At 69.7% G+C, this 13,768-nt stretch carries 9 protein-coding genes; all 9 read right to left on the bottom strand.

From position 1 onward, the window contains the following. Positions 1-914: 914 nt before the first annotated feature. The 9 genes from QHF84_RS23430 to QHF84_RS23390 all read right to left on the bottom strand — a co-directional run bounded on the left by QHF84_RS23430 (position 915) and on the right by QHF84_RS23390 (position 13,695). Positions 915-1,802 carry a helix-turn-helix transcriptional regulator gene (locus QHF84_RS23430; RefSeq protein ID WP_281315610.1) on the bottom strand — a complete coding sequence of 296 codons (888 nt, stop codon included), beginning with the start codon at positions 1,800-1,802 and terminating at the stop codon, positions 915-917. Between the two features lie 144 nt (positions 1,803-1,946). Then, positions 1,947-7,103 (bottom strand): MYXO-CTERM sorting domain-containing protein, encoded by a 5,157-nt coding sequence (locus QHF84_RS23425; RefSeq protein ID WP_281315609.1) that lies wholly within the window; start codon positions 7,101-7,103, stop codon positions 1,947-1,949. A gap of 139 nt (positions 7,104-7,242) precedes the next feature. Continuing rightward, complete coding sequence (locus QHF84_RS23420) at positions 7,243-8,034, bottom strand: hypothetical protein (RefSeq protein WP_281315608.1); 792 nt, start codon at positions 8,032-8,034, stop codon at positions 7,243-7,245. 2 nt (positions 8,035-8,036) lie between these two features. Next, on the bottom strand, positions 8,037-8,804 hold the full coding sequence (locus QHF84_RS23415; protein WP_281315607.1) for a hypothetical protein: 768 nt from the start codon (positions 8,802-8,804) through the stop codon (positions 8,037-8,039). Further along, positions 8,801-9,544, bottom strand: coding sequence for an ABC transporter ATP-binding protein (locus tag QHF84_RS23410; RefSeq protein ID WP_281315606.1), 744 nt, complete (start codon positions 9,542-9,544; stop codon positions 8,801-8,803). The genes QHF84_RS23415 and QHF84_RS23410 overlap by 4 nt, the downstream gene beginning before the upstream one ends. Further along, positions 9,541-10,212, bottom strand: coding sequence for a TetR/AcrR family transcriptional regulator (locus QHF84_RS23405; protein WP_281315605.1), 672 nt, complete (start codon positions 10,210-10,212; stop codon positions 9,541-9,543). Before QHF84_RS23405 ends, QHF84_RS23410 begins: the two co-directional genes overlap by 4 nt. 102 nt (positions 10,213-10,314) lie before the next feature. After that, positions 10,315-10,647, bottom strand: coding sequence for a hypothetical protein (locus QHF84_RS23400; protein WP_281315604.1), 333 nt, complete (start codon positions 10,645-10,647; stop codon positions 10,315-10,317). Positions 10,648-10,839: 192 nt separating this feature from the next. After that, entirely contained in the window at positions 10,840-12,753 is a 1,914-nt protein-coding gene (locus QHF84_RS23395; RefSeq protein WP_281315603.1) for a chloride channel protein, read from the bottom strand. Positions 12,754-12,894: 141 nt separating this feature from the next. Next, on the bottom strand, positions 12,895-13,695 hold the full coding sequence (locus QHF84_RS23390; RefSeq protein WP_281315602.1) for a calcium-binding protein: 801 nt from the start codon (positions 13,693-13,695) through the stop codon (positions 12,895-12,897). Between the last annotated feature and the right edge of the window lie 73 nt (positions 13,696-13,768).

The following is a 13,768-nucleotide window of genomic DNA, read 5'->3' as shown; positions in this document are numbered from 1 at the left end:
GCGGGGGTTCGTCACGGTCCCCTGCGCGTCGACCGGCGCGAGATACACCGTCGGGGACCAGATCGTGTAATGGCCGTCCCGCACGTTGCGTTTGTCGAAGGACGTCGCCGTGGAATCGGGGTAGTAGGCGTGCTTTTGCTTGAACGCCTGGAACGCGAGCGCTTCGACCTTGTCCCGGTTGGCGTCGTAGATCTCGGCGCCGAGGATGCCGATCGTCTTCTCGGGGCTCGGCGAGGTGGCGACGCCGTTCAGGACCTCGGAGGATTTGTCGAGCATCACCCCTTTCCATTTCGCGCCCGGCACGCCGATGGCCGCGGCCATCGTGAGGAGTGTGCTTTTCGTGGTCGTGCGGATGAAATAAAGCGACTCGTCGGTCCAGGGCTCGACTTTGCCCGAAGCGCCGAAGCCGAAGATGAAATAGGCCTCCTCCGCCGTGATCGCGCGCTGCGAGCTCGCCTCCGGGACGATGAAGACGTACGGCTGCACGGGCCCCTGGAAGAGGCCCATGCCGGCAGGCGGCGGCGAGGGATCGCAGGAGCTCACGAAAAGCGCCGAGATGGCGAGGTCGAGCGGGACGCCATTCGGGTCGATCGTGCACTGCGGCGCGGGCTTGCTCGGATCCCACGTCGGATCCTCGGCGACCGAGGGGATGTAGAGCGGGTTCGTCGCGAGCTTCGTGCCCTTGTACATCGCGTCGATGTTCGTGCACGAGCCGCTCGTCTTGTAGACGAGCGTCATCGGGTTCGCCTGCGAGGCGCGGAGCTTCTCGCCGAGCGCCTTGAGGAGCGGCTCCTGCGTATCCCCGCTCTGGATGTAGACGGGGTTTGGCAGGGCACTGCAATCCAGGGCGAGCGCCGGGCGCGGCGAGAAGAGGGCCGCGAGCGCGCCGACCAGGATGGTTTGTCGGATCGATTTCAAGAATGGCTCCTTCCGAGCTGCAAATGCCCGGCGCGCGTCGTGTCGTACCCCGCGTGGTGCGCGAGCCTTTCGCGGTATCTCCCGGTCTGGGCGAGCTCGCAAAGCGCGAGGACGCGGGGATCGCCGAGGTGGACAGCGCGAAACACGAGGCCATACGCCTCCGCCACGACGGGCGTGAACCCGAGCCCCGCGTGCGCTGCCCACGCGCGCGACGCGAGCGCGACCTCGGCGTCCCCACGCGCGACAGCCATGACCGCGTCTCTGTGGGATCGATACTCCTCGGCGCGCATGTACGCGCGCTCGGGCTCGACGCCCTCGCGGGACAAGGCCTCGTCGAGATGGCGGCGAATGCCCGCAGTCCTCGGCCGCGACGCGAGCCTGCGCCCCACGATGCCGGAGATCCTGCGCAGCCGCAGGCCCTTTCGATGGGCGATGCCGAGCTCACGCACGGCGAGGTGAAGCCACGCGAGCTTTTCGCCGCCGAGCGACGCCGGTGCATGGTCGCCGTGGCAACCCGCGCCGAGCACCACGCCGCTCTCCAGGCGCGCGAGGCCGGTCGCGTGATCCGAAAGGACGAAGCCCACGAGCGGCGCGGAGCGCTCGCGACCTTCGTCGAACAAGGCCTCGATCGCGAGGTCTCCGTTCGCGGCGAGCAAGGGCGGAGGGGAAACCTCGGGCGTCTCCGCCGGCTCCACGGCCGGCGCGCCCCGGCTCCACGCGAGCACGTCGGCCTCGTCGTAACGCCACTCGTCGCCGACGCGGCGCGCGGGGAGCCCACGTTTGAGGAGCCGGTAGACGTGCTTCGGATGAACACGAAGCAGCGCCGCGACCTCGTTCGTCGTGAGCAAGGTCGCGGGCCGCCTGGGAGGTGCGTCGTTACCCAAGGTGGCCGGATGTTACCTAATGTTACCCGTGGAGGAACAAAAGATTGCGACGACCGCGTCGGCGGGTCTTCGATCTCGGCTTTCGGAGGAGGGACGCCGCGCCCCGGTCAGGGCGCGGCGAGGAGGGAAAACGAAAGGAGAGACTCAGGCCGAGCGACGACGACGCCGCAGGCCGAAGGCCGCGACGACGAGCAGAGCGCCCATGCCGCCGGCCGTGGAGGACTCCGACGCCGTCCGGCAGCCGCAGCCGCCGCCGTCGTCGGTCGTTTGTCCGCCGCCCGCGCCCGCCGGGCGGCCGCCCATGCCACCCATGCCGCCATCACCACCGGCGCCGCCGGCACCACCATTACCACCGGCACCACCGGCGCCGCCATTGCCGCCCGCGCCGCCGTTGCCACCATTGCCGCCCGCGCCGCCGCTGCCACCCGCGCCGCCGGCACCGCCGACGCCGCTCATGGAGGGCACGCACCACTCCATGATGGTGTCACACTCGTAATCCGGGGCGCATTGGCTGTTTTCCGTGCAGCTCGTCGCGCACTTCGTCCCGTCGCACGCATAGCCGGGCACGCATTGCGTATCCGTGCCCGCGACGCACGTGCCGCTGCCGTCGCACTGGGACGGGTTCGTCTGCGTGGTCCCAGTGCACTTGCCCGGCGCGCATTGCGTGCCGGACGCGTAGAGGGCGCACGCGCCATTGCCGTTGCACTGGCCGTTCTGGCCGCAGGTCGTGGGCACCTGGGCCGCGCACTCGTTATCCGGATCCGTGCCGTTCTTGATCGGGCCGCACGTGCCGTCCGCGCCCTGACCCTTCTTCGCCGTGGAGCACGCCTCGCACCCGCCGTTGCAAGCCGCGTCGCAGCAGACGCCGTCCACGCAGAAGCCCGAGCCGCACTCCGACGCGGTCGAGCAAGGCGCGCCCGGCGAGCCCGCGGGCTTGCAAGCGCCGGCCGAGCAGACATTGCCCGGCAAGCACTCGTTGCTGTTCGTGCAGGGGTTCTTGCACGTGCCGCCCGAGCAGACGTACGGCGCGCAGTCCTGCCCCATCGCGTCGTTCACGCACTGGCCCGACCCATTGCAGATCTGGCCCGTGACCGTGCTGCCCTGGCAGGTGCTCACGCCGCAGGAGGTGCCCTGCGGATGGAGCTGGCAAGCGCCCGAGCCGCTGCAAACGCCGGTTTGTCCGCAGCTCGACGCCGCCTGCGTCACGCACTCGTTGTCGGGATCGACGCCGAGCGCGATCGGCCCGCACACGCCGTCCGTGCCGCTGCCCTTCTTCGCCACGGTGCACGCCTGGCAGAGGCCGCCGCACGCCGTGTTGCAGCAGACGCCGTCGACGCAGAAGCCCGACGCGCATTGCCCGTTCGTCATGCAAGCGCCGCCGTTCGCGAGCGGCGGGATGCACGAGCCCATGACGCAGGCATTGCCCGCCGCGCAATCGGCGTTCGTCGTGCACGCGCCCTGGCAAGCGCCGCCGGAGCACGCGTACGGCGCGCAGTCCTGCCCGGTGGCGGACGGGATGCACGTGCCCACGCCGTCGCAGACCTGGCCCTTCAGCACCGTGCCCTGGCAGAGCGGGCTGCCGCAGGACGTGCCCGCCGCGTGGAGCTGGCAGGCGCCCGCGCCATTGCATTGCCCCGTCCGGCCGCAGGTCGAGGCCGCCTCGGCCGAGCAGTCGCTATCCGGATCGGCGCCGGCCACGATCGGCCCGCACGTGCCGTCCGCGCCCGCGCCCTTCTTGCCCGCCGAGCACGCCTGGCACGTGCCCGTGCAGCTCGTGTTGCAGCAGACGCCGTCGACGCAGTTCGCCGACTGGCAATCGGAGTTCGCCGTGCACACCGCGCCGTTGCCGAGCAGGCCCACGCACGCGCCGCCCACGCACGAGAAGCCGGACGCGCAATCCGCGCCCGTCGTGCACGAGGTCTTGCACATGTTCGCCCCGCACGCGTACGGCGCGCAGCTCGTCGCCATGCCGCTCGCCGCGCACGTGCCGGCGCCGTCGCAGGTCCGCGGCTGGAGCGAGCCGGCATTGCAGGTCGAGCCGCAGCTCGTGCCCGAGGCGTAGAGCTTGCACGCGGCCGCGCCGTTGCAGCTCCCGTTCGTGCCGCACGAGTTCGCGCCCTGATCGGTGCACTCGTTGTCGGGATCGGTGTCGACCTTGATCGGTCCGCAGACGCCGTCGGCGCCCGCGCCCTTCTTCGCCGCGGTGCACGCCTGGCAGGTGCTCGTGCAGGCCGCGTCGCAGCAGACGCCGTCCGCGCAGAAGCCGCTCACGCATTGCGCGCCGATCGAGCACGCCGCGCCGTTCGCGCCGGGCGAGACGTCCGAGAGGACACGCGCGCGGGCCCGCTCCGAGCCGTACGGCTGCTGCTGATCGAACCGGTAATACGCCGCGAGGACCTCCTGCGGCTTTCCCGCCGCGAGCTGCGGCCGGAGCTCGAGCTGCAGCGCGTCGTTCGCCACGACGAACCCACTCGCATCCTTGTTCGTGCCGGTGCTCGAGATGCGCGCGCCGTAGACGTCTTGATAGTTCTGGGTCGTACGATCGTCCTGCCAGACGACCCAGTACTGCGTGCCGTCCCAGGCCGTGGCGGGGAAGTTCTGGGTGTTCGCCGCGCTGCTCACGTTGATGCCGACGACGTCGAGCACCGTGCCCGCGGCGTTGACGCGGGCGCCGCGCACGTTGGAGTCGTCGTTCCAGGCGACGAACCAGTCCACCCCGTTCGACGCGACCGCGGCGTTCGTCTCCGCCGAGCCCACGACGGCCGAGACGGGGATCGCGAGCGCGCCCGCGTCGAGGACCACGCCGGCGGGCGTCACGCGCGAGCCGAAGATGTCGTTCGCGTTCGTCGGCTTGGTCCAGGCGACGAGGTAGTTCGTGCCGTTGTACGCGACCGCGGGCAGCGACCCGCCGCCGGTCGAGACCTTGATGCCCGCGGGATCGAGCACGGTCGACGACGGCGCGACGCGCGCGGCGAAGATCTCCGCGCTCGTGGCGTCGCGCCACGTGACGAGCCAGTTCGTCCCGTCCGCGGCGACGGCGGGGTTCGTCTGGTTGCCGGCCGCCGTGTTCACCGGGATGCCGCCGGCGTCGAGCACGGCGCCGGTGCTGGAGACACGCGTGGCGAAGATGTCGTCGTTGCCGGCTCCACTGCGCCGGTCCTGCCAGGCGACGAGCCAGTCGACGCCGTTCGCCGCGACCACGGGCACGTACTGCGAGTTCGTCCCTTCCGAGATCGCGATGCCCGCGGCGTCGAGCACGGCGCCCGTGCTGGAGAGGCGCGCGCCCCAGATGTCGTTCGTGAGTCCCGGGCGCGCGTCCTCCCAGACGACGAGCCAGTTCGTCCCGTTGAAGGCGGCGCGCGGAGAACGCTCGTCGTTCGCCGCGCGGGAGAGCAGCGTGCTCGCGGCGTCGATCTTGACGAGCGCGTTCGACAGGCGCAGCCCGTAGATGTCGCCTACGTTGTTCGCCGTGGAGCCACGCGTGTCGTAGAAGGCCGCGTAGAAGTTCGTCCCGTCGTGCGCCGCGCCGACGTAGCTGCGGCTGCCCATCTCGCTCGTCAGCGGCGTGGCCCCGATGAGCACCGCGCCGCCCGAGCTCACGCGAGCGCCGAAGGCCTGGTTCGAATCGTCCCAGAAGACGCCGTAGCCGTTGCCCGCGAAGGTGACGGTGACCTGCGCGGGATCGGTGTTGAGGACGCCGTTACCGATGGTGAACCCGTTCCCCGCGTCCATGATCGCGCCGGCCGACGAGATGCGCTGGCCGTAGATGCTGTTCGAGCTGTTGTAGTTGTCCCACGCGAGCAGCCAGTTCACCCCATCCGACGCGATCCCGAACTGCGAGTACGGGCAAATCGACGAGCCGCTGCAGGCGACGATGTCACTCGCGTCGAGCACGGTGCCGGCCGGAGATACACGTCGCGCGGCGACGCGGTAATAAGTCGACCCCGTGTAGCTGTTGTACGCGACGAGGTAGTTCGTGCCGTTCCAGGAGACCGCCGTGTCGTTCGCACTGTACGTCGACGACGCGATGGCCACGTTCGACGGGTTCACCGTGCCGTTCGTCCCCACGAAGTTGCCGCGAACTTGGCTCGAGAGCGCGTGCACGATGAAGTAGTTCGTGCCGTCGAACGCGATCGACGGGTAGCTCTTGCCGCCGCCGCTCGTGACCGCGATCCCGTTCGGATCCTGCACGACACCGGCCGCGGTGACGCGGGCGGCGTAGATGTCGTCGGCGCTGTTGCGGCTGTCGACCCAGGCGACCATCCAGTCCGTGCCGTTGGTCGCCACGACCGGCTGCGATTGGTTGCCCTTCGCGACCGCGATCGGGATGCCCGACGTATCGAGCACGGTGCCGGCCGTCGACACGCGCACGCCGTACACGTCCGCCGTGCTCTGATAACGCTCGTCCATCCAGACGACGAGGAAGGTCCCGCCCGCGTACGAAACGACCGTCTCGTACTGGCCTCGGTTCGTCGCGGCATACACGGGCGTGTCGATCGCGATCTCGGGCCCGATCACGGGGTCGAGCACCGCCGGATACGCGCTCGTTTCGAGCACGGAAGACGGCACGCGCATCACGATGCGCCCGTCCACGAAATCCGCGTCGACGTGCGTGCGCACGCCCTTGGCGTCGATCCACGTGGCCACGCCGTAACGCACGCCGAGCCCGGTCACGGGATCCGCGAAGTGCAAGCCTCCCTCGGTCTCGCCGAGGAACGCCTCGCCCGTCACGGCGATCTTCACCTCGAGGTCGCCCTCGCCCGCCGGGCGCTCGGCGAATTCGAAGCTCTGCTCCACGCCCTCTTCGTCGTTTTCGAGGTGCTCGACCACGGCGCCGCGCTGGATGCCGAGGCTCGCGTCGGGCCGGACCGCGGCTTTGCCGGAGCGACCTTCCGCGAGCGACCTTCCGCCGCGGGTGATGCTCTCGAGCGACGCGACGAACGGCGCGGTCGTGCCCTCCTCCGGCGCGATGAGGTCACTCTCGCTCGGCCACACCGTGAGCGCCTCGGGGCTCGCCTTGACGGCATACGTCGCGTGACCGGCCGAGAACACGCCGCCTTCGGCGCGATAACCGAAGTGCGTCCGCCGCATGACGGCGTCGAGATCGATTGCCTCGGTCGGGTTTGTCGGGGCTGCGGCCGGCGCGCTCGCGCCCGCATTTTGCTGCGGGTCCGAGGGACGTCCTTCGCTGCTACACCCTGCGAGCGCGGCGAGGATCAGGCTGTGGCAAAACCAGCCGATCGTCGCGCCGCGGAGCCTTGTGCGCGCGGCGCGCGTGCGTGGAACGGATCGAGATTGCATGTCTCCCACCAGGTGAATGCTCGCCCCGTCCTACGTTGCGCGGCTCGACGAAGCCGGGACCGTCCGGGGCGTTCGGCACGCATCGGACAGCACCGGCCGGCGCACGTCAAGGCCGGGCCATGCATTCCGCTGGGTCACGTCACCGGGTGTCGGTCCGTTCGAGCACGCGCCCTGCGATCCGCACGAAGAGCGCGCAGAGCGGGGCCGAAAGGAGGAGCGCCAAAGGTCCGACCCACGCCGCCGCGGCGTCGTGCCAGACGAGGCTCGGCAGGGTGATCGCGGATCGCAGGGCCGCGCGGCCTTCGTAAAGGTCCGGGCGATAGATCATGACGGCCGACGGCATGAGGGGCGCGAGCCACACGAGGGATCCGACGAGCAGCGCGTGGAAAGCGTCGCGCATGCGCACGAGGAGCGGCAGGAGCATCACGAGCAGGAGCAAAGCGAACGCCGTCAGAAATAGCCCGCCGCCGAGCGCGCCGGCGGCGCTGACCATGTCACCCGGCACGAGATGGGCGGCGATCGAGAGCCCCGTGACGATCGAGACGGCCGCGCCGGCCCCCGCCGCGGCGCCGAGGATGGGCCAGACGCGCGCGGCGAGGAGAACGCGGGCGCGCATGGGCTTCGCGAGCAGGACTTCGAGTTGATCCTCTTCACGCGCTGTGACGATGGCGCCGAGCAGGCCCGCGAGCCCCACGAAAAAGGGAGCGAAATAGGCCGCCATCAGGTCGTTGATGAGCAGGACCGCCGCGATCCCCTGGAGGTCGAAGGCCCGTTCGAGGAAGTGGATCGCGCTCGGAGGGAAACGCACGAGGAGCTCGTGCGTCGCGAGCACGCAGAGGCCGCCGAGGATCGCGGCCGCGATCGGCGCGCGGCGCGGCGTGTGCCGTGCTTCGAGGAGAAAATAATCTCGGAGGGAAGCAGTCTCGGACATGATCAAGCCTCCATGCGGCGCACGCCGGCGGCGCCGATCGCGATCGCGGCGATCGAGAGGATCGAGAGCGCAAATATCGGCGGCGCGAGGTCAGCCGCGCCGAGGTGATCGAGGTTTCCGAGGGCGAGCGCGCCGAGCGACATCGGGTTCACGAGCGTCAAGGTCCGCCACGCGGGCTGGTAAAACCCGACGAGCGACAAACCGAGGAGCAGGCCGAGCACGGCGAGCCCGATCAACGCGGAAGCGCCCCGATGCTTCACCCAGCCGGCGATCGCGGCCGAAAAACCGGTCGCGAAGATCGCGGCAAACAGGTGCGGCGTCATCGCGGCGAGGAAGGTGAGGGGCTGAAAGCCGGGGACGCGCGCGGAAAAATACAGGAGGCCGAGGAGCTGCGCGCCCACGTGGAGCGTGGCCATGACGGCGCACACGCTGACGGCGCGGAGCGCGAAATACCGCGGCATCGAGAGGGGTTTCGCCGCGAGGAGCGGGAGCACGCCGATGTCACGCTCGCGCAGGACGATGCCGCTCGCGAGGACGACCGGGAGGAACGCGATGATCTTGTTCATCGCGAGGTCGATCCACACGTACATGAAGATCACGAACGAGCCGCCGTGGCCGAACCACGCGGCGATCGCATCCGCCACGTGCGCGGGCGGGCGCGCGAGGATGACCGGAATGGAGAGGACCGCGTAGAGAAGCATGGCGCCGCAGAGCCACGTCTTGCGCTCGCGCAAGGTCGCCAGATAGTCGAGCCACAGAAGCCGGATCACGCGGCCTCCTTGCGGACGAGCGCGAGGTAGAGGTCATCCATCGTGCGCGCCGCGTGCTGCTCTTTGAGGCGATCGACGTCGCCGAATGCGACGAGCCGCGCGCGATGCAGGACCGCCACGCGGCGGCAAAGCGCTTCGACGTCGGAGAGGATGTGCGACGAAAAGAGGACCGTGACGCCTTTGCCCTGCGCGAGCTCGCGGAGCAGCTCCAAGAGCTCGTGCCGACCGAGCGGATCGAGGCCGGAGGTGGGTTCGTCGAGCAAGAGCACACGCGGCTCGTTGATGAGCGCCTGGGCGAGCCCCACCTTTTGCGCCATGCCGGTGGAGAAGCCGCGGAGCGCTCGATCCGCGTCGCGCACGAGGTCGAAGCGCCGAAGGAGCGCCTCGGCCCGCTGCGTGACGACTTCACGCGGGAGCGCGAACATGGCGCCCACGTAATGCAAGAACTGGCGGGCCGTCATGTCCGGCGGGAGCGTGTAGTTCGCCGGCAAATACCCGGCGGTGCGGCGAATCTCGAGCGTCTCGGGACCGACCTGCCGGCCGAGGACACGCGCCGTGCCGGACGTGATCGGCGTGAGGCCGAGGAGCATGCGGAGCGTCGTGGTTTTCCCCGCGCCGTTGTGGCCCATGAACCCGAAGACCTCGCCGGGCTCGACCGCGAACGTGACACCGTCGACGGCCGTGGCCTTGCCGAAGCGCTTCGTCAGGCCCTCTACCTCGATTGCATGCGTGGTGGTCATCGCTTGGATCTCCTCGTGGGCGTGGGCAGAGCGTTTTTCGCGGGCAGCGGGCTTTTCGGCGCGGAGAGGCCCGCGCGAAAGACGTCGACCATCGCGTCAAGCGCGCGCTCGGTCGAAAAGAGGCCGAGCTCGGCGATCATGCCGAGGTGCTGCGGCGCGAAGCGCAGGACCCCGATCACGATCGGGACCGCGTCGCGATCGATGTCGGCGCGGATCTCGCCCCGCGCGATTCCCTCGTCGACCCAGCCGCGGATCATGGCGAGCTGCGCCTTGCCTTGCTCGACCTTCTGCGAATCGGAGGTGAGCCCGAGCGCGCGCAGATCCGGGTCCTCGCGGAGGAGCTTGCCGAACATCGGGTCGGCGAGGAGCTGTCGATACGCGAAGCGCAGCGTGGCCACGAGCCGCTCGAGCGGCGACTCGATCGACATGACCTCCTCGGCATACCGCGCGCCGATCGCCGCGAACGCCTGCTCGACGACCTCGCGCAAAAGCGACTCCTTGTCGGCGAACTCGAGGTAGAGCGCGCCCTTCGCGCAGCCCGCCTCGGCCGCGACCGCGTCGAGGTTCGTCCCCTTGAAGCCGTGCTGGGTGAAGTGCCGCCGCGCCGCTTCGAGGATGCGCTGGCGCCGCGCAGGATCGCGGGGCTTCTGGCTACGTCGTGCGACCATCGAAACCAAGTTGACTCATCTGGTCGTTCGAGTCAACTTCAGACATGCGAAAGCGAGCCCGCGGGACCCGCGAGCTCGCTTCAGCGGGACGCGGAGGCTCCGCTAATCGATGTCCTCGCCTCGGGCGACGGTCTTGCCGTCCGGGGTCACGGCGACTTCGAGTTTCTCTTTCCCTTTTTTGATCTCTGCCTTGTATTGGATCTCGCCGCTCTTCAGCGTGACCTGCTCGACCTTCTTGATCTCGCCGCCCTCGGCCCAGGTCCGGATGGCGTTCTGCGCCGCGGTGGGCAGGTTGGCGAACGCGATCTCGCTCTTCTTGGCGTCCTTGTACTGCTCGTGGAGCGACTGGGCTTCCTGGTTGGCCACTGCAATGCCAGGCAACGCGAAGAGCCCGATTGCAAGCGAGGCGAGCAGGGGCCGGAATATACGGGTCATGATCGTCTCCTTCCGGTTGAATGCCTGCCGCGGTCTTCGCGGAAGGCTCCCACCCCCGCGCATGCGAGTCCGATGCCGTGTGCCGCGTGAACGTGACGCGCAGCAATCGTGACCCCGAAAGGCTCGGGAAGCGATGGGGGAGCGGAGCGAGGGCGCGCTCGAACCGCGCCGCGCCCCGCGGTCAAACGAGGATCAAGCCGCCCGCTCTTCGCGCGGCGTCGCGTCCAGGTAGGCGCGCCCCACCTCGGATTCGTCGAGGAAACCCACGATCCTGCCGGCATCGTCCACGACGGGCACTTCCCGCACGCCCTGCGCGAGCAGCACCTCGGTCGCCTTCCTCAAATCGTCGTCCGGCCGCACGGTGACCGGCGGCTGCATGGCGTCGGCCGCGAGGGTCAATGGTTCGAGATCCCGCTCCGTGGCGAGCAGGCGCACGACGTCGCTCGTGATGACCCCGGCCATCTTGCCCTGCTCGTCGATCACGGGAAACACGTCCTGCCAGCCCGTGTCCGCCGCGAGGCGGAGGACCTCGGGCACGGGCGTCGCGAGGCCAAAATGAACATAAGGCCGGCCGGCGATCATCACGTCGGCGACCTTGAGGGAGCGGAGCACGTCGAGCACGCCCGGCGGATGCGCGGGGGAGTCGCGCTGCGTGGGGACCTGCGCCGAATAAAGCGAGCGGTCGCGCAGCGCCACGAACGCAATGCCCTCGGCGAGCATGAGCGGGACGAGCAAGTCGTAGCTGCCCGCGAGCTCGCAGACCATGACGAGCGAGCCGAGCGGCACGTGCGCGACGCCCCCGTAAAACGTGCCCATGCCGACGAGCGCGAACGCGCCGGGATCGATGCGCGGGTCGCCGATCGAGAGCGCCGCGATGCGGCCGAACGCGCCCCCGACGAGCCCGCCGATCGCCAGCGAGGGCGCAAAATCACCCGCGCTGCCGCCCGTGCCAATGGTGAGCGAGGCCGCGACGATCTTGATGGCCGCGAGCACGATGAGCAGCTCGACGCCCTGCCAGCCCTCGGGCAACACCGACGCGCCCGTGATGGCCACCTGCGCGGCGCCATAACCGCCGCCGAGCACCCCGATCCCCTGCCCATCCGGCACGAGGTGCCGCGCGGCGAGGAGCATCAGCAAAGGCACCGCCACGAGCCCGAGCGCGAGGCCGCCGACGCCGGGGCGCGCCCAGTCGGGGACGGGCAGGCGCGCGGAGGCGCGCTTCACGAACGCCATCACCTTGAGAAAGACGATGGCGCAAAGCGCGACGAAGATCGCGAGCAGCGCATACAAGGGCAGGTGCGCCGGGACGAACGGATACCGCGGCGCATGCGCGAAGAGCGTGGCCTCGCCGAAGACGGAGATGAAGACCGAATACGAAATGACGCTCGCGAGCAGCGCGGGGATGAGCGCGTCGCTCTCCACGTCGTCGCGATAAAGGACCTCGGTGGCGAGGAGGGCTGCGCCGAGCGGCGTCCGGAAGATCGCGCTCATGCCGGCCGCGACGCCGGCGATCATGAGGATACGCCGCTCGCGGGCCGAGACCTTCAAGGTGCCGGCGACGAACGAGCCGAACGCCGCGCCGATCTGCATCGTGGGCCCTTCGCGGCCGCCCGCGCCGCCCGTCCCGAGCGTGAGCGCGGACGCGAGCGCCTTCACCCAGACGACGCGCCGCCGGATGACGCCGCCGTGGCGGTGGAAGGCCTCGATCATCGCGTCGCCGCCGCCGCCGCGGCATTCGGGGGCGAGGCGCGTGACGAGGCCACTCGCGAGGCCGCCGAACGCGGGCAAGAGCATGAGGAGCCACGGCCGGAACGTCCCCGCGGCGTGCTCGCCGAAGAAGGACTCGCCCGCGGCGCGGAGGGCGCGGTAGCCGGCGAGCCCCGAGAGGAAAAATCGATCCAGGAGCTCGATCGCGGCGAAAAACACGACCGCGACGACGCCCGCCCCGGCCCCGACGAGCGCCGCGTGGAGCAAGGTGCGGCCCACGAGGCGAAGATCGATGGGCGAGGCGTCGACGAGGAGCGCGGAGAGGAGACCCTGCGCGCGTGGCGACGGGAGGGGCGTCCGCGTGGCGGAAACGCCGTTTTTTTCCGGAGATGGATCCATTTCGCAGGCTCGTCTGGCGTGCGTCCGAGTCTAGCACGAGGGCCGGGGGGCGTGCGGGCCTTCGTGCAAGACATATTTGCACTCAAACGAACATCGTACGAGATCGTACGGTATCGTTCGGCCGAGGACGGCGCCTCGGCGTCAGCGCTGCGGGGGGAGGCGCACGTCGATCACGGTGCCCGTGCGACGCACGCCGGCGGCGTCGCGGTACACGAAGGGCGCGCGCTCGACCTCGCAATTGCCGCGCGCGTCGCAGCGGGGCACGGACACGTAATCGAGGGAGATCGATTCGATCTCGATCGCCGCGGCGCTCTGGAGCTCGGCCGGCGCCGCGCGCCGATCGGCGTCGTGGTCGGCCCAGACGAGCAGGCTCGAGAAGGACGGATCGAGCGCGTCGATGCGCCCGTCGTGGTTCTGGTCGAGCTCGCGCAGGGCGACGAAGCCGTTCGGCGCCGTGCGGCCGCTCGCGAGCGGGGACATCGATCCGAAGAGCTCGGAGCCGTCTTCAATCGCACCGCTGCCATCGCGGTCGAGGGCGAGCCACGGCGTGCGCGCCGTCGGCCAATCCGTCACCTGGCTTTCGCGATTCTGGAGCTCGAACGTGCGCGTCGCGTCGATCCCGTACTCGACGGGCGCTTGATCGAACGAGAGCACGAGCGGTGTATTGCAAGCCATGTAGTCCCACGCGGTCTCGCAATTGGCCACGAGCTGGCACGTCATGTCGATTTGGGGGAATCCCTCCGGGAGGTCGCAGGAAGCGGTATCTCCGGGCGTGCAGCCGTCGCCCTCGTACTTCGTGCATTCGCCGCCTTCCCCGCCGCCTTCCCCGCCGCCTCCGTCGCCGTCGCCGGACGTGACCTCGTTCGAGCATCCCATGGCTCCGAGCGAAAGGACGGGGACGAGGACCAAGAAAAGACGCGCGACGCGGGACAGATGAGCCATGAGCGAACCTCCGCGGCCCGCATCAGCAACGCATGTGCCATGCTCGACGCGAATCCGGATCAGGCTAATTCAC

The sequence above is a fragment of the Polyangium sp. y55x31 genome (assembly GCF_029946505.1).
Lineage (GTDB): Bacteria > Myxococcota_A > Polyangia > Polyangiales > Polyangiaceae > Polyangium.
Note: the sequence above shows the minus strand (reverse complement) of the source record. Positions and strands in the feature narration are given on the sequence as shown.

What these genes read in the sequence shown, in the direction of transcription:
- QHF84_RS23395 (WP_281315603.1), bottom strand. Translation starts at nt 12,753, where the DNA reads ATGGATCCATCTCCGGAAAAAAACGGCGTTTCCGCCACGCGGACGCCC.
- QHF84_RS23420 (WP_281315608.1), bottom strand. Translation starts at nt 8,034, where the DNA reads ATGTCCGAGACTGCTTCCCTCCGAGATTATTTTCTCCTCGAAGCACGG.
- QHF84_RS23400 (WP_281315604.1), bottom strand. Translation starts at nt 10,647, where the DNA reads ATGACCCGTATATTCCGGCCCCTGCTCGCCTCGCTTGCAATCGGGCTC.
- QHF84_RS23405 (WP_281315605.1), bottom strand. Translation starts at nt 10,212, where the DNA reads ATGGTCGCACGACGTAGCCAGAAGCCCCGCGATCCTGCGCGGCGCCAG.
- QHF84_RS23410 (WP_281315606.1), bottom strand. Translation starts at nt 9,544, where the DNA reads ATGACCACCACGCATGCAATCGAGGTAGAGGGCCTGACGAAGCGCTTC.
- QHF84_RS23425 (WP_281315609.1), bottom strand. Translation starts at nt 7,103, where the DNA reads ATGCAATCTCGATCCGTTCCACGCACGCGCGCCGCGCGCACAAGGCTC.
- QHF84_RS23390 (WP_281315602.1), bottom strand. Translation starts at nt 13,695, where the DNA reads ATGGCTCATCTGTCCCGCGTCGCGCGTCTTTTCTTGGTCCTCGTCCCC.